This is a genomic window from Enterococcus spodopteracolus, assembly GCF_030441955.1.
In the GTDB taxonomy this organism is placed as follows: domain Bacteria; phylum Bacillota; class Bacilli; order Lactobacillales; family Enterococcaceae; genus Enterococcus_B; species Enterococcus_B spodopteracolus.
In genome coordinates, this window is sequence record NZ_JARJHD010000007.1 from 15233 (window position 1) to 39539 (window position 24307).

22 protein-coding genes are annotated in these 24307 nt (G+C 39.6%); 3 read left to right on the plus strand and 19 right to left on the minus strand.

Annotated features, from left to right (window positions below):
* Nucleotides 1-561 (minus strand): aminoacyl-tRNA hydrolase, encoded by a 561-nt coding sequence (gene pth, locus P3R27_RS09490; protein WP_034688561.1) that lies wholly within the window; start codon nt 559-561, stop codon nt 1-3.
* A gap of 346 nt (nt 562-907) precedes the next feature.
* On the opposite strand from pth, the gene P3R27_RS09495 reads away from it, so the two are divergent.
* Both P3R27_RS09495 and P3R27_RS09500 read left to right on the plus strand, forming a co-directional pair.
* A complete protein-coding gene (locus P3R27_RS09495; protein ID WP_019722338.1) occupies nt 908-1882 on the plus strand; it encodes an L-lactate dehydrogenase in 975 nt (324 codons plus the stop codon).
* 295 nt (nt 1883-2177) lie between these two features.
* Nucleotides 2178-3578, plus strand: coding sequence for a L,D-transpeptidase family protein (locus P3R27_RS09500; RefSeq protein WP_034688562.1), 1401 nt, complete (start codon nt 2178-2180; stop codon nt 3576-3578).
* Between the two features lie 48 nt (nt 3579-3626).
* On the opposite strand, the gene P3R27_RS09505 is transcribed toward P3R27_RS09500, so the two are convergent.
* On the minus strand, nt 3627-4133 hold the full coding sequence (locus tag P3R27_RS09505) for a VanZ family protein (RefSeq protein WP_126134376.1): 507 nt from the start codon (nt 4131-4133) through the stop codon (nt 3627-3629).
* Nucleotides 4134-4255: 122 nt separating this feature from the next.
* Here P3R27_RS09505 and P3R27_RS09510 point away from each other — a divergent pair, with 122 nt between their 5' ends.
* Nucleotides 4256-6055 carry a M3 family oligoendopeptidase gene (locus tag P3R27_RS09510; RefSeq protein WP_301356665.1) on the plus strand — a complete coding sequence of 600 codons (1800 nt, stop codon included), beginning with the start codon at nt 4256-4258 and terminating at the stop codon, nt 6053-6055.
* A 122-nt stretch (nt 6056-6177) separates the two neighbouring features.
* Here P3R27_RS09510 and P3R27_RS09515 read toward each other — a convergent pair whose 3' ends face one another.
* The 17 genes from P3R27_RS09515 to P3R27_RS09595 form a co-directional block, all read right to left on the minus strand.
* Nucleotides 6178-7680 (minus strand): C40 family peptidase, encoded by a 1503-nt coding sequence (locus tag P3R27_RS09515; RefSeq protein ID WP_126134377.1) that lies wholly within the window; start codon nt 7678-7680, stop codon nt 6178-6180.
* A 361-nt stretch (nt 7681-8041) separates the two neighbouring features.
* Nucleotides 8042-8566, minus strand: coding sequence for a rod shape-determining protein MreD (gene mreD / locus P3R27_RS09520; RefSeq protein WP_034688569.1), 525 nt, complete (start codon nt 8564-8566; stop codon nt 8042-8044).
* Between the two features lie 3 nt (nt 8567-8569).
* Nucleotides 8570-9424 (minus strand): rod shape-determining protein MreC, encoded by an 855-nt coding sequence (gene mreC / locus P3R27_RS09525; protein WP_010734107.1) that lies wholly within the window; start codon nt 9422-9424, stop codon nt 8570-8572.
* Nucleotides 9425-9583: 159 nt separating this feature from the next.
* The gene (locus P3R27_RS09530) at nt 9584-10222 is read right to left on the minus strand and encodes a thiamine diphosphokinase (protein WP_034688570.1); all 639 of its coding nucleotides are present in this window, start codon (nt 10220-10222) and stop codon (nt 9584-9586) included.
* The gene (gene rpe / locus P3R27_RS09535; RefSeq protein ID WP_010734105.1) at nt 10222-10872 is read right to left on the minus strand and encodes a ribulose-phosphate 3-epimerase; all 651 of its coding nucleotides are present in this window, start codon (nt 10870-10872) and stop codon (nt 10222-10224) included. The genes P3R27_RS09530 and rpe overlap by 1 nt, the downstream gene beginning before the upstream one ends.
* A 12-nt stretch (nt 10873-10884) precedes the next feature.
* On the minus strand, nt 10885-11784 hold the full coding sequence (gene rsgA, locus P3R27_RS09540; protein ID WP_200868963.1) for a ribosome small subunit-dependent GTPase A: 900 nt from the start codon (nt 11782-11784) through the stop codon (nt 10885-10887).
* Between the two features lie 151 nt (nt 11785-11935).
* Nucleotides 11936-13984 carry a Stk1 family PASTA domain-containing Ser/Thr kinase gene (pknB, locus tag P3R27_RS09545; RefSeq protein ID WP_126134378.1) on the minus strand — a complete coding sequence of 683 codons (2049 nt, stop codon included), beginning with the start codon at nt 13982-13984 and terminating at the stop codon, nt 11936-11938.
* A complete protein-coding gene (locus tag P3R27_RS09550; RefSeq protein ID WP_301356664.1) occupies nt 13981-14721 on the minus strand; it encodes a Stp1/IreP family PP2C-type Ser/Thr phosphatase in 741 nt (246 codons plus the stop codon). Before P3R27_RS09550 ends, pknB begins: the two co-directional genes overlap by 4 nt.
* Nucleotides 14722-14733: 12 nt before the next feature.
* Nucleotides 14734-16092 carry a 16S rRNA (cytosine(967)-C(5))-methyltransferase RsmB gene (gene rsmB / locus P3R27_RS09555; protein ID WP_034688575.1) on the minus strand — a complete coding sequence of 453 codons (1359 nt, stop codon included), beginning with the start codon at nt 16090-16092 and terminating at the stop codon, nt 14734-14736.
* Nucleotides 16092-17036 (minus strand): methionyl-tRNA formyltransferase, encoded by a 945-nt coding sequence (gene fmt / locus P3R27_RS09560; protein WP_034688576.1) that lies wholly within the window; start codon nt 17034-17036, stop codon nt 16092-16094. Before fmt ends, rsmB begins: the two co-directional genes overlap by 1 nt.
* Entirely contained in the window at nt 17029-17520 is a 492-nt protein-coding gene (def, locus tag P3R27_RS09565) for a peptide deformylase (protein ID WP_034688577.1), read from the minus strand. Before def ends, fmt begins: the two co-directional genes overlap by 8 nt.
* Nucleotides 17521-17533: 13 nt before the next feature.
* Nucleotides 17534-19942 carry a primosomal protein N' gene (priA, locus tag P3R27_RS09570; RefSeq protein ID WP_034688578.1) on the minus strand — a complete coding sequence of 803 codons (2409 nt, stop codon included), beginning with the start codon at nt 19940-19942 and terminating at the stop codon, nt 17534-17536.
* Between the two features lie 190 nt (nt 19943-20132).
* Nucleotides 20133-20438: a DNA-directed RNA polymerase subunit omega gene (gene rpoZ, locus P3R27_RS09575; protein WP_010734097.1), complete on the minus strand. Its 306-nt coding sequence runs from the start codon at nt 20436-20438 to the stop codon at nt 20133-20135.
* Between the two features lie 4 nt (nt 20439-20442).
* Nucleotides 20443-21057, minus strand: a complete 615-nt coding sequence (gmk, locus tag P3R27_RS09580; RefSeq protein WP_034688579.1) for a guanylate kinase — start codon at nt 21055-21057, stop codon at nt 20443-20445.
* Nucleotides 21058-21314: 257 nt separating this feature from the next.
* Nucleotides 21315-22205: a YicC/YloC family endoribonuclease gene (locus P3R27_RS09585; RefSeq protein ID WP_034688581.1), complete on the minus strand. Its 891-nt coding sequence runs from the start codon at nt 22203-22205 to the stop codon at nt 21315-21317.
* 18 nt (nt 22206-22223) lie between these two features.
* Nucleotides 22224-22442, minus strand: coding sequence for a YdbC family protein (locus tag P3R27_RS09590; RefSeq protein ID WP_019722353.1), 219 nt, complete (start codon nt 22440-22442; stop codon nt 22224-22226).
* Nucleotides 22412-24103 (minus strand): patatin-like phospholipase family protein, encoded by a 1692-nt coding sequence (locus P3R27_RS09595; protein WP_034688676.1) that lies wholly within the window; start codon nt 24101-24103, stop codon nt 22412-22414. Before P3R27_RS09595 ends, P3R27_RS09590 begins: the two co-directional genes overlap by 31 nt.
* Nucleotides 24104-24307: the final 204 nt, after the last annotated feature.

Sequence of the window (24307 nt, forward strand, 5' to 3'; positions counted from 1 at the left end):
TTAATTAAATTGATTCATTGTATCTATAAATGAATGGTTATCCAATAGAAATTCAACAGCAGCGACAGATTGATCGATACTTTGTTCGATCAAGGGTTGCGTCTCTTTACTAAAGGGACTGAGAACATGTTGGACGACTGTTCTTTTACCTTCTGGTCGACCAATACCAACTTTAATTCGATCAAAGATCGTACTATCCAAATGAGAGATGATACTCTTGATCCCATTATGTCCGCCTGCACTTCCTTTTTGTCGTAAACGGATTTTCCCGATTGCTAAATCTAGGTCATCATAAACAACCACCAACTCTTCTGGATAGATCCCAAAGTAAGTCATCAAGGGCCCAACCGCTCGACCAGATTCATTCATAAATGTTTGGGGTTTGACTAATAAAATTTTCTCACCTTTATGGAAAAATTCAGCTACTTCTGCTTCAAATGTGTTTTTCTTGAAGGTCGCTTGGTGTTTTTCAGCCAAACGATCCACCACCATAAATCCAACGTTATGCTTTGTATGTTCATATTTCGTTCCTGGGTTTCCAAGCCCTACGATCATTTTCATTTCTGCGCTCATCCAATCTTATAAACAGCACAAAAGGCTGGACTGCTCATAGGCGGTCCAGTCTTTGACTCGATTTTTTTATTATTTTAGCTTCTATTAGTATAACACACAATCCTTTGTTACAGCTAAAAAGTGAAACTTAATAAATGAAAAAATGATTAAAATTATAATTCAAAACTAATGAAATCATTGGTTTTGCTAAATAGTGAAATAACGCACATGTAAGCTTTTACATATGGTACAACCTTGTTATCTGTTATATTTTGTAACCAAATAGCGTGACAGCAAGCTTTTTCCATGTTAGCATAGGCATGGGAAAAACAAATCAATGGAAGGATTGATACAAATGACTGCAAACGCAGAAAAAAAAGATCATCAAAAAGTAATACTTGTTGGAGACGGTGCTGTAGGTTCTAGCTATGCCTTCGCTTTAGTTACACAAAATATCGCTCAAGAAGTTGGTATCATCGATATCAATACAGCAAAAACTGAAGGAGATGCGATCGACTTATCACACGCTCTAGCATTTACTTCACCTAAAAAAATCTACTCAGCATCTTATGCTGATGCACATGATGCAGACTTAGTCGTTATCACAGCTGGTGCACCACAAAAACCAGGTGAAACACGTTTAGATCTAGTAAATAAAAACTTAAAAATCAACCGCGAAGTTGTTACACAAATCGTTGACTCAGGTTTCAATGGTATTTTCTTAGTTGCTGCTAACCCAGTTGATATTTTAACTTACTCCACTTGGAAATTCTCAGGTTTCCCTAAAGAGCGCGTAATCGGTTCAGGAACTTCACTTGACTCTGCTCGTTTCCGTCAAGCACTTGCTGAATTAGTTGACGTTGATGCACGTAACGTCCATGCGTATATTTTAGGTGAACATGGAGATTCTGAGTTCCCAGTTTGGTCACATGCCAATGTTGCTGGTTTACAAATCTATGAATGGGTGAAAAATAATCCAGACGTTGATGAAGAAGCAATGGTCAACTTATTCTTCGGTGTACGTGACGCTGCTTATACGATTATCGAGAAAAAAGGCGCAACATTCTACGGTATCGCTGTAGCTTTAGCACGTATCACTCGCGCGATCTTAGACGATGAAAATGCAGTTCTTCCATTATCTGTTTATATGAATGGTGAATATGGACTAAACGATATCTATATCGGCGCACCTGCTGTCATCAACCGTCAAGGTATCCAAAAAGTCATTGAAATTCCATTAAGCGACAGCGAACAAGATCGTATGGCCGCTTCAGCAAAACAATTAAAAGATATCTTAGATGAAGCTTTTGCTAAATTGGATGCTGAATAATTAATTACTTGAGACGCTATCGTTCTCACTAAAAAAGAATACACGTTGTTCCAGAAGTAATGTCTTCGAAAACAACCTCATCTTCACAGGAAATCCTGAAAATCGACCTTCCATTTTCTAGGATTTCCTGTTTTTTATACATTTCGGATATAAAATCCTTACCTGACTATCGTTATTTTTCTAAGCAGTATGTTAATTTTTATATAAAGAGGGACATCATTTCGTCTTTTACCGTAAATTATGCTATGATAGAGTCGTTACACCCTATAACTATTATTATTAAGGAGTTGCAGATATGACAAGATCTTCTCATCGAAAAAAATCAATGCGTATTGGTTTGCTTTCTGTTCTCGGTGTGATTCTAGTATTAATCGGCTTTTACACCTACCGTAGTACATATTACACGAATCGTTTTCTTCCTAAAACGGAAGTCAATTCGATCAATGTAAGTAACCTGACTATCGACCAAGCAAATGACAAGCTAAAAGAAGCTTATTCCAATAAGACGATTTCAATCAAAGAAAACGGAACGGTTTGGAAAGAGATTGCAAAGTCCGATCTTGGTTATAAAAAGGATTTTTCAACTGATCTAGCTTCCATCTTGAAAAACCAAAATGCTTGGACTTGGGGAATGAACTATGTAGCTGCGGCCGAAAAACAAGAAATCGATCCATTAAGTGCGGAACGGGAACAACTGGATCAAACAATCGAGACATTGTCTACGGAATTGACTGAATTGAATAAAGACCGTACGCCTACTGCCGATGCAACGATTGAAAAGTCTGGTGACTCATTTAAAATCAAGCCTGAAGTAAAAGGGAACACGGTCGATGTCGAAGCCGTTACGAAGGAATTGACAACTGTTGTCAATGATGGAAAAGATACAATTGATCTGACTGAGTTCCAAAAAGAACCAACGGTCACATCTACAGATAAAAAGTTGACTGAGCAGTTAACGACAATGAATAATATCGCTAAAGTAAAAGGAACTTACAGTATCAATGGTGAAACAGTTACGATCCCTTCTTCACTCATCGTTGAATGGCTCACCTATGAAGATGGAAAACCTGTGCTTGATTCAGAAAAAGTTCGTCAATATGTTAGTGAACTTGGCGAAAAATACAATACAAGTACGAATGATACTAAATTCAAAAGTACCAAACGTGGAGAAGTAACTGTTCCTGCTGGCACATTCAGTTGGACGATCCAAACAGATAGCGAAGTAACAGCTTTAACAGAAGCGATTTTAGCAGGACAAGATTTCACACGTTCACCAATTGTTCAAGGTAGTACAACTGCCGATCACCCATTGATTGAGGATACGTATATTGAGGTCGATTTAGAGAATCAACATATGTGGTTCTACAAAGACGGGAAAGTAGCACTTGAAACAGATATCGTTTCAGGAAAACCTTCTACCCCTACTCCTCCTGGTGTCTTTTATGTCTGGAATAAAGAAGAAAATGCTGTATTAAGAGGAACGAACGATGATGGTACACCATATGAAAGTCCAGTGAACTATTGGATGCCAGTCGATTGGACAGGTATCGGTATCCACGATTCGGATTGGCAACCAGAATATGGCGGCGACTTATGGCGAACTCGAGGTTCTCATGGTTGTGTCAATACGCCACCAGGTGTCATGAAAGAATTATTTGGAATGGTTGAAAAAGGTACGCCTGTTTTGATTTTTTAATCGTAACTACTAGAGCACAGTTGCAGACACGCAACTGTGCTCTCTTTTTTACTTTCTCTTCTTTATAAAAGTAAATAAAATACATATAACTACTGCAGTCAATGCTCCCATCGAATCAAGCATGACATCTTGGAACATTGGTGTACGATCGCCTGTCAACATTTGATGGAACTCATCTAAACCGGCGTATCCTGTCGCAGATAACCAAGCAAGAACCCCCGTTAACCACCAGATTTTCATTTTCGGGAATACGCCTAGATACAGACTACCTCCTAATAGAAAATAGGTACCAAAATGGGCGCCCTTTCTTAAAAAGAATTCAATGAATTTGCTGTATCCAGAATGGTCGATACTGATAATACTTTCTCCATAAGTAAATTGGATACCTGACAATGCCTCTTTAAAGGGTTGGTTTGGAAACCACGCATCAATTCTTGAAAGTTGCGATTGTTGTCCATAGGTTTGCGAGGAGCTATAAAATAAAATAGCCATAATCATTAATGCAAACACTAAATAAAAATTCCCATTTTTTCTTTGTTTTTTTAAAAACTCCATAAGTCACCTCTTCTTTCTATGATAGCTTTTTTTTCATAAAACAACAATGATTTCTCCAAGACTTATTCCTTCTTTAAATGCTATACTAGAGATAGTACCATAAATATGAGAGGGGTTTTTTGATGACTTATTCGCTTAACTGGGATTTAGATTCTATCTTTCCTGGAGGAAGTGCTTCAACTGAATTAAATGAACGTTTGGCTCAATTAGAACGACAAATAGAAACATATTACGAACAAATCAATCAATGGTCATTTTCATCCGAAGATATCGATTCTCTTGTGACGATTTTGGCACTTCAAGAAAAAGTAACCAATGGCTTCAGCCAATGTAATAGTTATATTACTGCTTTATTATCTGCTAATGTAAAAGATTCCGATGCAAAGATTTTGTCTGGTAAACTCTACGCTTCATTACCACGTTGGCAAGCAGCAGATACGATCTTATCGAAAAAATTTGCAGAAATATCTGACAATGAATGGACACACTTGATTACCCAAGATCAATTAGCTCCGATTGCTTTTCGTATGAACGAAATTCGTCGCGATGGCGCACGCTTGTTATCTGAAAACGAGGAGCACATTATCAATACATTATCTTTGGATGGTTTGAATGCCTGGAGTAGTCATTATGATACGATTGTCGCTAGTCTGACTGTACCATTTGAACAAGAGGGAGAAATCATTGAATTATCTGCTGGTCAAGCATTCAATAAAATGATGGGTGATCCTGATCCAGAAGTCCGCAAACAATTATTTACAGCTTGGGAAAATGCTTGGCAAGAAAAAGCACCTTTATTTACAGACACCTTGAATCATTTAGATGGGTTCCGTCTATCCACCTATAAACTACACGGTACAACAGATTTCTTACAAAAGCCTTTAGAATATAATCGCTTGAAAAAAGAAACATTAGATGTAATGTGGGAGACGATCCAAAAAAATAAACAACCCCTTGTCGATTACTTAACAAGAAAAGCCAATCTTTTCGGTAAAGAAAAAATGGAATGGCAAGACCAAGATGCACCGATCATTCTAGGAGATTTGAAAGAAAAAAACTTTACCTTTGATGAAGCGGCAGCATTTATCATTGAGAATTTCAATAAATTCAGTCCTAAAATGGCTGAATTTGCTCAAGACGCTTTTAACAAAAGTTGGATTGAAGCAGAGGATCGTCCTGGCAAACGACCTGGTGGTTACTGCACCGAATTGCCTGAAACACAAGAATCTAGAATCTTCATGACTTATAGCAATTCAGTTAACGAAGTCACTACTTTAGCCCATGAGTTAGGTCATGCTTTCCATAGTAGTACGATGTGGGATCTTCCAGCGTTGAATCGTGAATACGCAATGAATGTTGCTGAAACAGCAAGTACCTTTGCAGAATTGATCGTAGCTGATGCAACACTTAAAGTGGCATCAACAAAAGAAGAAAAAATCAATTTATTGGATACGAAACTACAAAATGCTCTGGCTATGTTCATGAATATCCATTCTCGTTTTATCTTTGAAAATCAATTCTATACTGCTCGACAAAAAGGACTAGTGGCAGAACAAGAGATCACTGATATGATGATCGAAGCGCAAAAAGAAGGCTATGCAAATGCATTATCAACTTATCATCCTTATTTCTGGGCAGCAAAACTACATTTCTTTATTGATGATGTACCGTTTTATAATTTCCCTTATACCTTTGGTTACCTGTTCAGTCTAGGTATTTACGCCTATGCTAACGAGCAAGGTTCAAGTTTTGAACAAGAGTATATCGACTTACTACGCGATACTGCTTCAATGACAACGGAAGAATTGGCTCAAAAACACTTAGGTGTAGACTTAACGAAACCAGATTTTTGGCAAGCAGGCATCAACATGGTCTTAGCAGATATCCAAAACTTCATGGAATTGACGGAAGAATTTATTTGATCATGCTTTCTAAGCAAGAAAATTTTAAAGGATCGAACAGACAGTTACCAAAACTGTTTGTTCGATCCTTTTTAGTTTCGTAAAAAAAGAACTAACTCACTTTAGAGTTAGTTCTTCATAAATTACATACTTACAGCAAAGTCAGGTGCATACCATTGAACTGAGCCAATTTTAACACTTTCGCCCGGTTGTGGTGCATGGATGTATTGTCCGCCACCTAAAGAAATTGCTACGTGGTAAGTGCCACCAGCTGCTCCCCAGAATAATAAGTCTCCAGCTTTTGCTTGAGAAACTGAGATTCTAGCTCCTGCTGATTCTTGAGGTACAGTCCAACCACCGATGTCACGACCAGTTACTTGTAGGTACACATAGCGTGTAAATCCAGAACAGTCAAATCCACTTGGATCTTTTCCACCCCATACATAAGGAGTCCCAATGTATTTCATCGCTTCAGCTACAATCGCTGCTCCATTAGTAGATGGAGCCGTTGGTGCTGGAATTGATGGTGCCGGCGTTGATGGCTCCGGTGTTGATGGAGCTGGTGTTGCAGGTGTTGATGGCTCCGGTGTTGATGGAGCTGGTGTTGCAGGTGTTGATGACTCCGGCGTTGATGGTGTTGTTGTTTCTGGAACAGATGGTGTAGTAGTAGATTCTTCTGTTGAAGATTCTGGTACACTACTTTCAGTTGTTGAATCTTCTGTTGATGTAGATGATTCAGGAACTGAAGATTGTTCTGTTGAAGATTCAGCACTTGATGATGATTCTGAAGTAGCTGATTCAGAAACTTCTGTTGATTCTTGTACTGATGAAGAAGAAGCTTGCTCTTGTGCTGCTGCAGCGGCAACTGCTGCTGCTTGTTCACGTGCTTCTCTTTCAGCTTGTTCTTGTGCTGCTTGTTGACGCGCTTGCTCTGCTAAACGAGCTTGTTCACGAATACGTGCTTGCTCTGCTTCAGCTTCTGCTTTTTGGCGGTTCAAGTCTTCTTTTTTATCTTCTGCTGTTGCTTGTTCAGCCGCTAAAGTAGTTTTTAGGACATTTAAATCAGCTTGTTTTGATAGTAAGTCGCCTTTTTGTGATTCTAAAGCCGCTTGGTTTTCTGCTAACTCTTGTAGCTTCGCTTCATTTTCAGCTTTTTTATCTTCAACTGCCTGTTTGTCTTCTTTTTGTTGTTTCACTAAGTCTTGGTTCGCACGTACAATTGATGACATTGCTTGAACGCGTCCGATAGCATCTGAGAATGACTCAGCATTCAATACTGCATCGATGTAGTTAGAGCTTGTACCTTTAACTTGTGTTTCACGTGCTTGCTCTTGGATCGTTGCTTCACGTTTTTCGATACGTTCTTGTAGATCAGCAATTTCTTGTGTCAATTGAGAAGACTCTTGACGTAATGTTGCTTGATTAGCTAATAAAGTTTCAGCTTTTGTATTGATGTCAGCGACTTGACCTTCTAATGCCTCGATTTGAGATTGGGCACTTGCTTGTTGGTTTTGTAATTCCGCAATTTTTTGATCTTGTTGTTGTATTTGAGAATCAAAATCTTCCGCCGCGGCTGCGATCGGTGATGCTACGGCAGTCAAGGCCATTGAACTTACCATTACTGCTGATACTAAACTCTTTTTCACTCTTCATTCCTCCGACTGGCTTAATTTAATAAATATCTAAAAATATTTAAGTCTTTCTTAACGATAACAAAATTGTACCATAGCAGTATGTCAATGAGATAATAGTTATGTTACAAAAACATTTCAAAACAACTGATTATAATGACAGAAATGTAAGATGACATGGTTATTTTCATAATACATTTTTCAACAATTAAATAATGTCCGTTTTAAATTAAATAAAAAAAGCTGAGCTATTGGGCCTCTCGCACCACCTAAAAGAGATTAAATGGCGGGAACAGAAGTAACTTCTTCGGAAATAAGGCGCCATCCACAAAAATTTGAAAAACAATTTTCGTGGATGGCGCCTTATTTTTCGAGACTAAACAGTTACGTCCCGACCTTCTTTGAATAGCTTCTTTAACGGGAATACAAGTAGAGCGAACAATACCATATTCAATAATAATGTTGGGCCTAAGTATTTAGTGATAAAGTACGTACTATCTACACTCGCAAGTTTGAATACCATTTGTACGATCAATGTAAACAACTCATAGCCTGTGATGAAAATGATGAGGCTAAAAAACTCAGTAAAAATATTTACATGGATGACCGATTTCATCCCATACATAATAAATACTAATAAAGGTAAAGCAACTGCGTAAATACCAATCACACCAATATAGTAAGAATCAAAGATAATACCTAAAACTAATGTCGTAATCAGTAAGTAGCGTTTGGAAAAACTCAAACTGCAAAATAGTAAAACCAATATCAAAAGATGCGCACTTGCCATGTAGTCACCGCTCGACCACCTGATCATCATTCGGGTAAAGTGCCCATCGATCAACATGAGTAAGAACAGGAGGAACGGCAAATAAATGGTCATTTTCTCTTTTTTCAGCATGGACTATTCCTCCACAAGACGTTTGATGATCGTTACTACTGGGAGATCATACATATCCGCATAAGGTTTGACATAAACTTCGCGATCTAGCCCATAACTATCTGGTTTTGTTTTGATGACTGTACCTATTTGTAGATCTGCTGGCGAGTTGCCTCCAAGACCTGATGTTTGTACTACGTCACCCTCTTTGATTTCACTGTCACCTGTTAGTTGTGTCACAACTAGCGCTTGTAACTTTTCGTCATAATTCTTGAGTAAACCGAAAGATTCTCCGTTTCCAGAAGATACGCGGACAGGGAAATGGTTGGAACTTACGTTTGATGAAGTCAGCAATTCTACTTTAGAAGAAGTGGCATTGACTTCAATGACACGTCCGACTAAACCTTTTTGCGCCATGACTGCCATATTGACTTCGATTCCATCATTTGATCCTTTATCGACGACTAATAGATCTTGCCATGAGTCAGGTGAACGAGTGATCACATTTGCTGTGACTCTTTCATAACTCGTCAACGTTTGGCTTAAATCGAGTTCGCTTTTTAGCGCATCGATTTCTTTTTGCATGTTCTTGTTTTTTTGAGCTATCTCATCATAGCTGTCGATTTTTTCTTTTAACCGTTCATTTTCTGAATAGGTGGTGAAAAGATGATGTACTGAATCCACGCCATTTTGGACCCATTTGACCGGAGCAGAAATCGTCCGATCGACAAAAGAGACACTGTCGTTCACAATAGATTGGAAGAAATTGGGCTTTCCTTCATTCGCTCGCTGGGCAGCTGTCACACTTAGGACCGTTACTACAATAATAACGATAACTAAGGTAATAATGATATTTTTATTAGGATTGAACTTCTTCACAAAGACACCTCGAATTAAATTAGACTCTTACCTGTAATTTTATCATTAAATAAGGGGAAACAAAAGGCTCGACCCTTCTTTTAAGCTTTTTTTAGCAAATAATTTAAACTGTCATTTTTCCGCTTCATTTCTTTTGCTACTTTGTCCTGAACCGATCCATCAATCTTTACTTTGGATGACTGAAATGATTCCTTCAGAGAAGCTGAAGGATGCTTTGTCAGTGACAAATTCATTGCTTGCATAAGAAGTTGGACGAGATACTTCCTCGTTTGATAGTTGATATTTGCTGTCAGATAGTGTCAATTGACTAACAGGTGTCAAACAACAGTATGCCAAATACTTCATTTCAGGAATTTTTTTTATCTCGTAAGCTCCTGGTAGATAGTAAGTGATTACGTTTTGTTTGTCTTGTATTTGGATCTGTCGTATAAAGGGCTGAAACCGTGGTTCTAGTGCTAACCATAGATTAGCTAATAAATGATCCAATCTTCCACCAGTTGCACCGATCAGTGTCACGCTTGCTTCTGGAAAGTGTTCAAATGTCTTTACTAAACCTAGCTGAGTGTCCGTATCGTCTTTCTCTGCTGGCGCTTGTTGTACTTCGACAGCTTTAGCGGATACTCGTTGATATTCCGATGAAGACAATGAATCAAAATCACCGATTGCTAGATCTAATGAATAGCCTTTTTCAAGCAAATAGAGTGCCCCACGGTCGATGCCTACGTATCGATCAAATGATTGCTGTGATAAGTCTGGCCAATTTTCTGGTGAGCCGCCTGCAACAAGTAATACTTCCATTAGCCTAATGCCTTTTTCAATTGATCGATTTGAGCTGCTGGATCTTCTGCACTATAGACATAGGAGCCTGCAACAAATACGTCTGCACCTGCTTCACGACAAATTTTTGCAGTTTCTGGAACGATTCCACCATCCACTTCGATTTGATAGGTCCAATCATTCACCTTGCGTAATTCCGCTAACTCCGCGATTTTATCCACTGTTTCTGTAATAAAGCTTTGTCCGCCAAATCCTGGATTGACTGTCATCACTAACACTTGATCAACTAAAGGCAAAACATGCTTGATCATTTCGATCGGTGTACCAGGATTAATAACGACCCCTGCTTTGACATCTAAATCTTTGATCATCTGGATCGCACGATGGATATGTGGTGTCGATTCCACATGAACCGTAATGATATCTGAACCTGCTTTTGCAAAATCAGCAATATAATTTTCAGGATTGATGATCATCAAATGAACGTCTAACGGTAGTTTTGTGACCGGACGGATTGCTTGCACTACATTCGATCCGAATGTAATGTTGGGAACGAATTGGCCGTCCATTACGTCCACATGGATATAGTCTGCTCCACCTTTTTCTACTCGTTCAATGTCTGCTTGGAGATTGGCGAAATCTGCGCTTAAAATCGATGGTGCTATTTTCATAAAAATACCCTCCTACTTTCTTCTAGTTTCTTTTTTGTTGTACATCGGTTTACGGTTTTCAACTTCTTGCAAAAATTGCAAGTAATTGTCATAGCGAGTCTGTGCAATTTCTTTTGCCGCTACTCTTCGTTTGACTTCACAATCTGGCTCTTTTACGTGCATACACTCTCTAAAGCGACAGTCTACAGAAGCATCGAGAAATTCAGGGAATTGTTTGGATAACTCGACAGGTTCGATGACTAAGAAATCAATAGAACTGAAACCTGGTGTATCGGCAACCAATCCATCATAGAGTGGTAATAACTCGACATGTCTTGTCGTGTGACGTCCACGTCCTAAAGAATCAGAAATTTCACCTGTTTCTAACTCAAGTTCTGGTGAGATTTGGTTGAGTAACGTCGATTTACCTGCACCTGACTGTCCCATGAAAACGGTCAGTCTTTCTGGAAAATAGCGAACTAATTCATCAGTATCACCTTGTGTGCGTGGCACGATCACTGGATAGCCGATTTTTTCGTAAGTCTCTTTAATTTCTTTTATTTGTGTAGAATCGACAGCTAAATCCGTTTTCGTCAAATAGATCACTGGCTCGATCGATTCATATTCCAACATGACTAAAAAACGGTCGAGTAGATTATAAGAGAATGTTGGTTCGATCAAACTCGTCACAACAACTCCTAAATCAACATTTGCTACTGGTGGTCGTACTAATTGATTTTTACGTGGTAAAACTTCTAGTAGATAGCCATCGGTCTTGTTTTCACTTTCAAATACGACTTGATCGCCAACAAGGGGCGTGATCTTTCGATTACGAAAATTCCCTCGACCTCGTGTCTGATAGGTCTCTCCATCTTTATATACGTAATAAAATCCACTTATTGCTTTTCTGATTTGCCCTTTAATGAAACCCACCTCCATTTTTAGTATATTTTACCATAGGACAACAAAAGTTAGGAGAAATCACCAAAAAATAGACCTAAGAATTTCCTCAAATGCCGCCGACATTTTGAATTCTCAGATCTATTTTTTATCATTGTCGTTTTAGTTCGTTTGATTCTGTCTACTAGTCACTATCCGTCGAGGACGGAGTAGTGGTACTACTGCTAGTTGTTTCGGAACTTGAACTACTGCTTGAACTACTAGAAGAACTGCTGGAAGAATCTTTTTCAGAACTTGATGATGCTTTCGCTGGGTCTGGTCCTTTTGAGTAAATCACATTGACGATCGTTCCTGATGTGATCGATGCACCTACTCCTGGATCTGTACGGATCACTTTGTCTTTTTCTACTGTATCTGAAAACTCATAAGTTTCATGACCAATGTAGTCGGCACCGATACCAGATAAGTAACTTTGCGCATCACTTTTCGTATAACCAGAAATGTCATTCAGTGTCTTCGCATCTGGTCCTCGACTCACCACGAAACTAATAAATGTCGCATCCGTCAATGGTTCCCCAAAACTTGGTGACTGACTGATGATAGCACCGGCTGGGACTGTATCACTATAATCGTCCGTTGCACTGATATTCGTATAGCCATTCGTTCTCAAAATACTAAGAACTGTTTCATAGTTTTGTCCAGTGTAATCGCTCATCGTCGGCTGACTTCCTTTACTAACAGTAAAAGTAATCGTATCTGATGTGGGATCGACTTCTGTTCCTTCATCTTCTGATTGTGAGATGATATTTCCACTAGTGACCTCATCACTAAATTCTTCTTCTTTTTTGATTCTACTTGAAGAGAAGCCTAAATCCAGTAGCTGCTTGCGCGCTTCATCGTAAGACATACCCGTAAAATCATCGAGTTGGATTTTCTTCTTACCTGTACTGATATAAAGCGTGACTTCACGATTTTGTTTCACTGTTGTTCCTGAGGCTGGATCTGTTTTGACCACATTTCCTTTCTCAATCGTATCGTCAGCGATTTCTTCAGTGTTCGTTGCTACCTTTAATTTTGCTTGTGTCAAAGCTTCTCTTGCTGAGGCTTCGGATTGACCCGATACATCGGGAATCGTTACTTCTCCTCGTCCACCTGAAGCAAATAAAATCGCTGTCCCAATCCCTAACAAAGCAAGCAAGACCAGCAAAATGACCCACCATTTTTTTCTTTTTTTAGTCTTTACATCTGGCATTGTTTCTTCGGGATCTGGTAATTCTTCCGCTGGTTTCTCTTCGGGAAGAGGCATTGACTTAAAGGTATCTGGCATCGGTGTTTCTGCCGTCAATGGTGTCAATACTCTCGTTTCGTTGTCCATCGCCTGGGGTTGCCATCTTTCTTCGTTTGCTCGTTCTAACGACAACACAGTTGCTAGGTCATCTGCCATTTCTTCTGCCGTTTTATACCGGTCGACAGGTTCTTTGGCTGTTGCTTTCAAGACAACATTCTCCAACGACTGAGGTGCCCCTGGATCTAACTCTTTGATTGAAGGCAAGTCATCTTGAAAATGTTTCAGTGCAATGGTGACAGCTGATTCCCCATCAAAAGGAACGCTTCCTGTCAGCATTTCATATAAAATGATCCCTAACGCATAGATATCTGATTGTTTTGTCGCCATACTACCTCTTGCTTGTTCTGGTGAAAGGTAGTGAACCGAACCAAGCATCGTATTCGTTTGGGTGATCGATGTTTCAGATAAAGCAATCGCAATACCAAAATCGGTGATTTTCACAACACCTTCATTATCGATCAAGACATTTTGTGGTTTTAGATCACGGTGGATGATTTGATGGCTATGTGCTAAAGAAATCGCAGACAAGATTTGTTGCATGATGTTTACTGCTGTTTCATAAGGAATCGGATAGTGCGTTTGGATATAACGTTTTAAATCCATTCCCTTTACATATTCCATAACTAAGTACTGCATGTTATCTTCTTCACCGACATCATACACACTAACGATATTTGGATGAACTAATTCGGTTGCCGCTAATGCTTCTCGTTGAAAACGACGGATCGCCGTTTGGTCATTTTGGAAATCAAAGCGTAGGACTTTGATTGCAACATCTCGATCTAAAATCAAGTCATGGGCTAAAAAGACATTTGCCATACCGCCACTACCGATGTTACCGGTAATTTGGTAACGACCATTTAATTTTCTTCCTGGCTCAATCATGCAACATCCTCCTTGTATTCAATAAGAAGAACGCTGATATTATCTGCTCCGCCAGCTTCATTTGCTTGGTCCACTAATTGCGTTACTTTTTCTGATAATGATCCTTCTTGATTGATGATCGTACCGATCGTTTCTTCTGACAGCATATTCGTCAAACCATCCGAACATAGAAGCAAACAATCTTGGAGTTGCCAAAGATACGTTGCAACATCGACTTCTAATGATCCTGGCATACCGACAGATCGAGTCAAGATATTCTTACGTGGATGATTGACGGCCATTTCTTCGCTGATTTCACCAGATTTGACTAATTCATTTACTAAAGAATGGTCTTCCGTCAAGCGAATGATCCGATTATCGCGAAGCAAATACGCACGACTATCGCCAACATTGGCAATCGTAAAACATTCCTCTGATAGGGCAGCTGCTACGATTGTTGTTCCCATTCCGTTATATTCAAGCTGTTCTTGTCCTAATTGATGAATCGCGCGGTTTTCTTCTTGGATCGCTTGGATAAACCACTGCGCGATTTTTTCGTCATCAAGTAACGCTTGCTCTTCCCAGGCTTTCCCTAAATTTGTGACGGCCATTTGACTAGCAATATCGCCTGCGCGATGCCCACCCATGCCATCTGCTAAAACCGCCAGCGTGAGACCGACTTGGTTTTCAAATACACTGACATAATCTTGATTCGTATTACGTCTTCTTCCTACATCTGATTGATATTCAATCTGCATACTTTCACCTCATTACTTTTTGCGCAAACAACAAATGAAAAAGCCATCTGTATAAGATTGATGTGGATACAACGTCAACATCTTATCCTTGATTGATGATTGTAGCACAGGATCAACTAAAACATCAATCTTCTCAAAATCAGGATGTCGTTGTAAAAACGCTGAAACAACTTCTTGATTCTCTTCTTTCAAAATCGTACAAGTACTGTAGGTCAATATTCCTGAAGGTTTAAGAGCTGTAGCCACACTTTCCAAAATAGCTAGTTGAATAGCCGGTAAATTGGCTAATTCTTTTTCATTATTTTTATAACGAATATCTGGTTTTCGGCGTAACAAGCCAAAACCGGAACATGGAGCATCTACTAAAATACGGTCAAATTGTTCTGCTTCAAACTGTTCTTTGACTTCACGTGCATCCATTTTTTGTGCGAACACTGCGTTGGCAACTCCTAAACGACGAGCGTTCTCTTCCACTAGTTTTACTTTATGGTCATGGACATCTAGAGCCACGACTTCTCCTCCACAAGTTGGATCAAGGAACGTAGCGATGTGGGTCGTTTTGCCACCAGGGGCAGCGCAGGCATCTAGTACATGATGTTCTGGCTCAATCTGCATCGCTGGTGCAACAAGCATCGAGCTTTCATCTTGGATCGTCATCAATCCATCGTGAAAAAGTGTCGTAGAGGCGAGTCTGCCCTTTTCAGCAATTACACCATATGGGCTTATTGGACTTGCTTTTACATCTAGTCCTTCTTCTTTCAATTGATCCAGTGCTTGTTCACGCGAAAGTTTACGGGTATCAATACGGCCACTCACATGACTTGGTTGATACAATGAAAGACCTAGCTTTTCTGTTTCCTCGTAGCCGATTTGGTCAATCAAGCGCTGTGTCAGCCAATTCGGCAAACTTAATTTAATGGCTAAACGTTCGACTTCATCTGTGATAGTTTCCAGATCAGGTTTTCCTTGACGTAAATAATTTCTTAATACGCCATTCACAAATTTCCCTGTGCCGGGGTTGCCTTTGATTTTTGCAATTTCTACTGCTTCATTCAAAATTGCATGATCAGGTACTTTATCTAAAAATTCGAGTTGATAGACAGACAAATACAGCAAAGTTTTGACCCAGTCATCCACTTTTTTTGCATTTGTAATCAATGGTGCAACATAAAATGCAATCAAACGATGGCGACTGATCGTTCCATACACTAGTTCTGTAAACAGACCGATATCTTTTTGGTTAAGGTCGCCTTGATTGATCATCTCATTCAACAATAGATTGGAGTATGCTCCACCTTTGTTGACACGCTCTAATGTCATCAACGCCATAAAGCGAACCGAACGTTTCATTTTTTTTGGTATTTTCGCCATTATTTCACCTGCTGTCCTACAGCGACTTGTTGTCCACTGCCATTTAGAAATTCTTGTATTAGTTGTTTTGCTTTACCGGCAGGTTGCAATTCTTTGATCGATAATACCGTCTGTTCCCCACAAGCTACCCATAATTGTTTTTTATCTTTATGGATGATAGTTCCTGGTGTTTCAGATGTCGTCTCATCTGCCAACACATCTACTGCCCAGAGCTTCCAGCGTGTTCCTTCATAGGTTGTAAAAGCAATGGGCCATGGACGCATGCCACGAACTTGGCAGTCGATTTCTTCTGCTGTTTTTTCCCAATTGATTGCTTCTTGTTCACGTGTGATATTCGGTGAAAACGTTGCTTGATCCTCATTTTGTGGCGTAGGCGTCAATTCGCCAGAAATGATCTTTGGTAGTGTTTCTAGCAATAACTCTTTGCCTAATAGACTAAGTTTTTCAAACATCGTACCGACATCATCTTGTTTAGTGATTGGTAGGCTTGCTTGCGAGAAAATACCACCCGCATCCATTTTTTTGATCATCTCCATGATCGTTACACCTGTCTCTTTTTCCCCGTTGATAATGGAGTAATGGACTGGTGCACCACCACGATATTTTGGCAACAAAGAGGCATGAACATTGATCGCTCCATGTATTGGAACTTGCAATAGTTTCTCCGGTAAGAATTGACCAAACGCTGCTGTTACCAGCACATCTGGTTGCAAATCAATGATTGTTTGCATTTCTGGAGAACCCGTGATTTTTTCTGGCTGTAGCACAAGAAGATCGTGCTTCAACGCCGCCACTTTCACAGGTGTTGGGGTAATGATTTTTTTTCTTCCCACTGGTCGATCAGGTTGTGTCACGACAGCGACAATCTCATACCCTTGGTCAATCAGCCCTTCTAGTACAGGAACTGAAAATGCTGGGGTTCCCATAAATACGATTTTAGTCATCTAAATGTTCCTCCATGTATTCTTCGAGTTTTTCTTCGGGGATTTGTTCGATCATTTTATCGATAAATAAAATCCCATCTAAGTGATCGATCTCATGTTGAAAGGCACGTGCAAGATAGCCAAACGCGGTAACTTCGATTTCCTCTCCGTCACGATCATAATATCGAACTGTTACTTCATCTGCACGTTTGACTGTACCGTAGACATGCGGAATACTTAAGCAACCTTCCACATCGATACTTTCGTCTTTTGCCTCGATGATCTCAGGATTGATGAGTTCAAACTTATCTCCTTCATCGACTTCAACAATAGCGATCCGTTGATTTTTGCCGACTTGCGGCGCGGCGATGCCGACTCCGTCATTTGCCACCATTGTTTCATACAAGTTATCTAACAAGACGATGGTCTCATCAGTGATCATATCGATGGGTTGGGCTTTTCGATTCAATTTTTTATTTGGGTGGATCATTATTGGATAACGCATAGTGTTTCCTTTCTTAAATAAAATGTAGCGGTTCGTTGTCGATCGCAACAAATAGATTTTGTCGCTGTTCTTTTTGACTTTGATCCAAAATTTCTTTCAAAACGTTAGGCAGTTCTGGTTCATGTTTATATTTGATGATCAGCTGATAGTAATAGCGATTTTTCACACGTAAAACGGTGCTAGGTACCGGACCTAACAGAAGGCTGTTCGTTCCTAATACTTGCTTTAATTGACTGGCGATCTGAAAGATTTTTTTGGCTGCGACTTGTTCTTCTGGATGACTCGTCGTGATTTTCACAGTGAAATAATAAGGCGGATAGCCTCCACGATGGCGTACATTCATTTCTTGTTGATAAAAGCGTTCATAATTTTGTTCCTTTGCTAAAGTTATCGCATAGTGATTCGGATTAAATGTTTGGATCACGACTTCCCCAGCTTTTTCGGCTCTTCCTGCCCTTCCGGAGACTTGTGTCAATAATTGGAAGGTATGTTCACTAGAACGAAAATCTGGCAGGTTCAACGAAGTATCTGCATTTAGAACGCCGACTAAGGTCACATCAGGAAAATCTAACCCTTTTGCGATCATCTGCGTTCCTAGTAGAATATCCGCTTGTTTGTCCCCAAATTTTTGTAAGATTCGTTCATGCGCGCCTTTTTTTCTTGTGGTATCCACATCCATCCGCAAGATTCTTGCTTGAGGGTAAAGTGCTTTTAACTCTTCTTCCACTTTTTGTGTTCCCGTTCCATAATACCGGATCTTGTTTTCCCCACAATTTGGACAACGATGTGGGATCGCTTCTTCATGTCCACAATAATGGCAACGCATCGAGCGAGAATCCATATGGAGAGTCAATGAGATATCGCAATTTGGGCAAGGCAAGACAAAGCCACAATCTCGGCACATCACAAAGGAAGAATACCCTCGTCGATTCAATAGAAGAACTGTCTGTTCTTTTTTTTCTAATCGATCTTGGATTTTTTCTTGTAATAATTGAGAGAACGTCGATGTCTGATTCTTTTCGAATTCTTCACGCATATCGACGACTTCGATCTCAGGTAATTGCGCACTCATTTTCGCACGCTGACTCAAATGTAACATGCGATAGATCCCTTTTTGTGCACGGGCTCTTGATTCGAGGGAAGGTGTCGCGCTCCCCAAAACGATCGGGCAATGATGGTAATTCCCACGCCACATAGCTAAATCTCTGGCATGGTAACGCGGGGTTTCATCTTGCTTATAGCTCGATTCATGCTCTTCATCAATGATGATCAAACCAATATTCTCTAGTGGGGCAAAGATCGCTGAACGTGCACCAACGACGACCTGCGCTTCATTGCGTTCGATTTTACGCCATTCATCATATTTCTCACCTTGAGACAAGCCACTATGTAAAACTGCGACGGATTCTCCAAAGCGCCCTTTAAAACGTTCGACCATCTGAGGGGTCAATGCGATTTCAGGAACCAACATGATCGCTGTCTTCTTCTCTGCCAAGACATCAGCAATGGCTTGAAGGTAGACTTCCGTTTTCCCACTACCAGTAATTCCTTCAAGTAAAAAGGTTTCATTCTTTTCCTGATGACAGGCTTCGATGATCTGCTGAACCGCCGATTGTTGTTCTTCATTCAATTGTAAGGCAGTCGTTCGTTCAAATACCCGATCTTTATAAGGGTCACGATAACTTTCAACTTCTTCGATACGCAACCAACCTTTATCTCTACCTTGATTCAATACGGCAGAACTGACTCCTTTTTCTTTGAAATAAGCAATAGACATTGGTTTTTCTATTTCTGACAAATAAAGAAGTAATTCTTTTTGTTTTTTCGCATTTTGTCTCAAGGTGCCCCAAGCTTCATCGAGTTGTGCTTTTGACAAAAGAGAGTGAACGACACGGATCGTTTTCACTTTGTTTTTTGTATGGACTTCGTAACGGATATCAACTAGCTTGTTTTTACGCCAACGGATCAATTGTGGTAAGATCCCAGTTTCTTCCGCTTCCTTCCAAGAAATCTCTTGTCTACCTGCGAAAAATGCAACGACTTCTGGTTCATCGGTCACTGGGTAAATGAGCTTATCGTATTCTGCTTTCATGACACTTGGTAGCATCGTTTGTAAACAGGTGATTTTAAAAGCATACGTAATGGTTTTCATATAGTCTGCTAACCTCATCAACTCCTGATTGACAACAGGTGCCAGGTCAAGTAATTGAAGGATCGGCTTTAATTCTTGTTTTAGAGGTTGCTCGTTGGCTGTCAACGCCATCACAAAGCCTTGGACTTGGCGATTGCCGTTTCCAAATGGTATCGCTACACGCATACCGACTTGGATAGCCGCTTCCATTTCAGAAGGAACCAAGTAGGTGAATGCTTGATCGGTTTGCATAGTTGGTACATCGACAATCACATCCGCAATAACAGTCATGGACTCCTTCTCCTTTCTTCATCTTGGATTTAAACACAAAATGGCTCTTGCCTATTTTACTAGAGATTCCTTGTTTTGTCTTACTTTCTGCCAAATCCTAACAAAAAATTAACGCAGGAAAAAAAAGAGCCTAGGAACATTTCCCAAGCTCAAATCTTTTGCTATCCATAAGCGGAATAGTGAGTTGATTTTATAGTTTTTGCTCGTCACGGATACGAGACTCTAATTCTTGTTGTGCACGGTCTTTTTGCGCACGACGTTCTTCGTCTTCCATACGTAGACGTTCACGTTTTAATTCAGGATGTGGATCACTGATCACATTCCCTGCTTCGATTTCTTCTAAAGCTTGTCCAACACTTTTGACAGAATCAAATGAATCCATTGTTGGTTGTGCTTTTGCATCTAATTCATGTGCACGTTTACTTGCTAAGATCACTAGAGAATATTTTGAATTCACACGATCTAATAATGAGTCGATTGAAGGTTTTAACATCATAAGACTACATCTCCTTTAACATTTTGATATATTTTCCGATGACACGATCGACACGGAAATGTTCACTTGCAATAATATCTTTGATTCGGTTGACCGCTAATGGAACTTCATCATTGACAACAGCATAGTCATACAGTGCCATCATCTCGATTTCTTCCTTAGCGACTTTCATTCGTTCCTCGATTACTTCATCTGCATCTGTCCCACGCCCAACGATTCGTGATTTCAATTCTGCTAAATCTGGGGGCGTCAGGAAAATAAATACGCCGTCAGGTACTTTTTCTTTTACTTGTTGTGCACCTTGGACTTCAATTTCAAGAAAAACGTCTTTTCCTTCGTCTAAGGTTTTGTTGACATATGATAGTGGTGTACCATAATAATTCCCGACATATTCTGCATATTCCAACATTTCGCCTTCAGCGATCATTTGTTCAAATTCTTCACGGCTTCGGAAATAGTAGTCGACTCCTTCAACTTCTCCTTCACGCATCTTGCGTGTCGTCATCGAAATCGAATATTGGAAATCATTATCCTCACTCTCAAAAATTGCTTTTCGCACTGTGCCTTTTCCCACACCCGATGGACCAGACAACACGATTAATAATCCACGCTCTGACATGACGACGTCCTTTCAACTAGTCTTTTTTATACTATTGCTTATTTTGCACTTTTTTCTTGCAACTTTCAAGGCTATTTTTTTATTATAGCTAGAAAAACTAGAAAAAGCTAGTCTACTTCCCACTAAAGAGTCCAAGACAAAAGTAAAATTTACTTCTGTTGTATACCTAAAAAACGAATAAACGGCGGAAACAGGAGTAACCTCTTCGGAAATAAGCCTGCCTAACGGACAGGTCATCAATTAGACAGGCTGGACACTTATTCAATATTTTGGATTTGCTCACGGATTTTTTCTAAAATCGTTTTAGACTGAACGACATGGTTTTTGATTTCGATCGCGCTTGATTTTGAGCCGATCGTATTGATTTCGCGATTCATCTCTTGTAAAAGAAAATCTAGTTCTCTACCGATGGGATAATCTGCTTCAAGTAGCTCTTCCAATTTCTGCGCATGGATGATTAAACGGTCGATTTCTTCGTGGATATCGCCACGCTCTAAAAGAATCGCTATTTCGGTCAATAAACGATCTCGCTCAACTTCTGCACCAAGAAAAGCTTCTAATTTTTCTTGGTATCTCGTCTGAAATTCCTGCTCATAAATCTCGACAAAGTTAGTTAATCCAACAATATTTTGTTTTAATTCTGCGGTTTGTTGAAGTAACACGTTCGCCAAGGCTTGGCCTTCTATACTCCGACTTTCTTCGATTGAACGAAGTGCTGTTTGCATCGTTTCTTTCGCTAATTGTGCAAGTAATTCTTGATCCTCTTCCGTTGCTTCAGCAATTGTCACAAACTCTTCGTTTAGTGCAAAACGTTCGATCAGTTTACCGATCGACAATGCGTTCGCTTCGCCATACCTTTCTTTAATACCGGTAGTCATCTGTGTATAGAGCGTATCGATCAGTTGCCAATTGATCGTCACTTTTTTATCTTGTTCACCTAAGTATGTTAAATTAATAAAGACATCGACACGACCTCGACTTAACTTCGTTTTGATCAATTGTCTCAGTTCATTTTCAACAAAACCTAATACTTTAGGGCTACGTATCTGGATATCTAAAAACCGTTGATTGACGCTTTTGATCTCGATTTCAAGTTGATAGTTCTTTTTTTCGCGGATGGCATTGCCAAAGCCAGTCATGCTCTTCATGCGACAGAGTCCTTTCTTTTACATATTTTTAATTGCTTTTTGTAACTCTTCAAACTCTTCGTTCGTTAATGTTAGTCCCTTACCCATTTTTTCATGGTCCGGTGCCCAATCCCGCAAGTCAAATTTGGGTGGTCTGCCATTCCAACTCACTAAGTTCAATTCTTTGCGCCATCCCTTATTGTTTTCAGATAAAACTGCAATTTCTTCTACGATCTCATATGAGAATTCTTGTGCCATTTTTGTTCCTCCTTTAGATGATAAAGATAGAGATACATCAAAGTTTCTACTGTATCTGCATTGAGTTGTCGTTGTAAGCGATCACGCTTTTTTTCTTTCACGTATTGGTAGATCGCGTGTTCCTTCATTACGTGTATTTTAGCATTTCGTTCCAGTTTTCGAAACTTCAACCATTCGCTGGCATTTAATTGACCAACCTTTTTTAAAAATGCTTCATCGATTTTACTTTCTTGGCAAATGAGCGGTAATATTTCTTCGACAGTATACACTTTATTCGGTAAGATCAATTTTTGTTTCGCTAGTAGCTCAAGCATCGCCAATCCGCATGTTTCACTTGTGACCCTGTCTTTATATACATTACGCAAGTCCCGCCAGAATTTTTCTTTGTAAAAAAAGGATACGTCTAAATCAAGTGTTTCGACTAAGAAACGTAAGAAACGTCGCCAATAACGTTCAGCTGGCTTTGCTGTTTCAAACGTATACCAGTTTCCTTGATAGATCCCTAAACACTTTTTAGCCTCTAAATAACCTAATTGGATATTCAATTGGTTTCTTTGTCGCTCAAAAACTAAGAAACCACCTAAAGACCAGTTTGAACAACATTTCCAGGTCACCAAAGCATCAGGTTCCTTGTATTTTTTTGTCACCCCCGGTCCTTGGACATCGACAATCAAGACTTCGGTTGCACCTTGTTGGATCGCAACATCTACTGGCACGTTATTTCGATAGCCACCATCAACATATTTTGATCCGTCGATCTGACGATAAGCCATGGCAGGATAAAAAGAAGCAGAGGCGAGAACCCAATCGGCGATTTCTGTTGGTTCTAATGCTTGGATCCTTGTAACTGTTTCTTGAAATTCTGGGATTTTAGTTGCGATTGTATAGAGTTGCGGTTTTTCTGTATATTTGATTTTTTCTGGATCTAGGTACTGCTCTAGTAATGCTTCCAACGGTGCAATCGAGGTTCCTCCTTCGACTACTGCACGACGTGTCATCAAGCTGGCTTCTTGGATATAACGTTGCCTCAACTCTTCTGATAAGGCAACCTCTGGCAAAGCCAATACTTGATTGGTTGATAGTTCCTGCCATAAGTCAATGGCTTGTGTTAGTTGATCCTGAACGACCAATGCCCCATTTAGCGCACCTACAGAAGTGCCAGTAACGAGTGAAATCTCTAGATTTTCCTCTTTCAATGCTTTCCAAACACCTATTTGATAAGCACCATGCGCCCCTCCCCCGCCTAAGACAAGGCCGGTATGATAGGATATTTTCTTCTCAAACGATTGCGTTCCCAAATAACCACTTCGGTGGAAAAGGTCGATCATGTTCGGTGAGATTGAATGATCAAACCGGACGAGTCCGTATTTTTTGAAAAAATAACGAATCGTACTTTCTAACAATAGGAAAATATCGGACCACTGCCAATATTCTTCTTCAATCAACACGTTGGTATAGATCAATTTTTCATTCGTTATTTCTACAGTAAAGTAAATGTTCAGCCTTTTCGATACGATCTTCCATGCCTGTTGTTTTTTTGCCTGTTGCCAAAAATGTTGCCGGCTTTCTTGATGTGTAGTAAAAAAACTAAACAGTTGTTTTGCTTGCTGCACTCGATTCTGCTGATAACGTTCCGACCAATAGACTTTTTGAACTTTCATAGACACCTCGGATTCTCTTTTTCTTTTATTATATCAGTAATCAGAAAAAAGGGTGAGGGTGAATAGTCATCTGATAGCAGTGTTATATATATTTTTTTTACTCTATATTCATCGTTTATCCATAAAAAAAGTTGCTTTGTAATCGAATTTTAAAATAAAAGAAACAAGCTTTTTTTTTGTAAATGTTGTAAAATGAAAGGGATG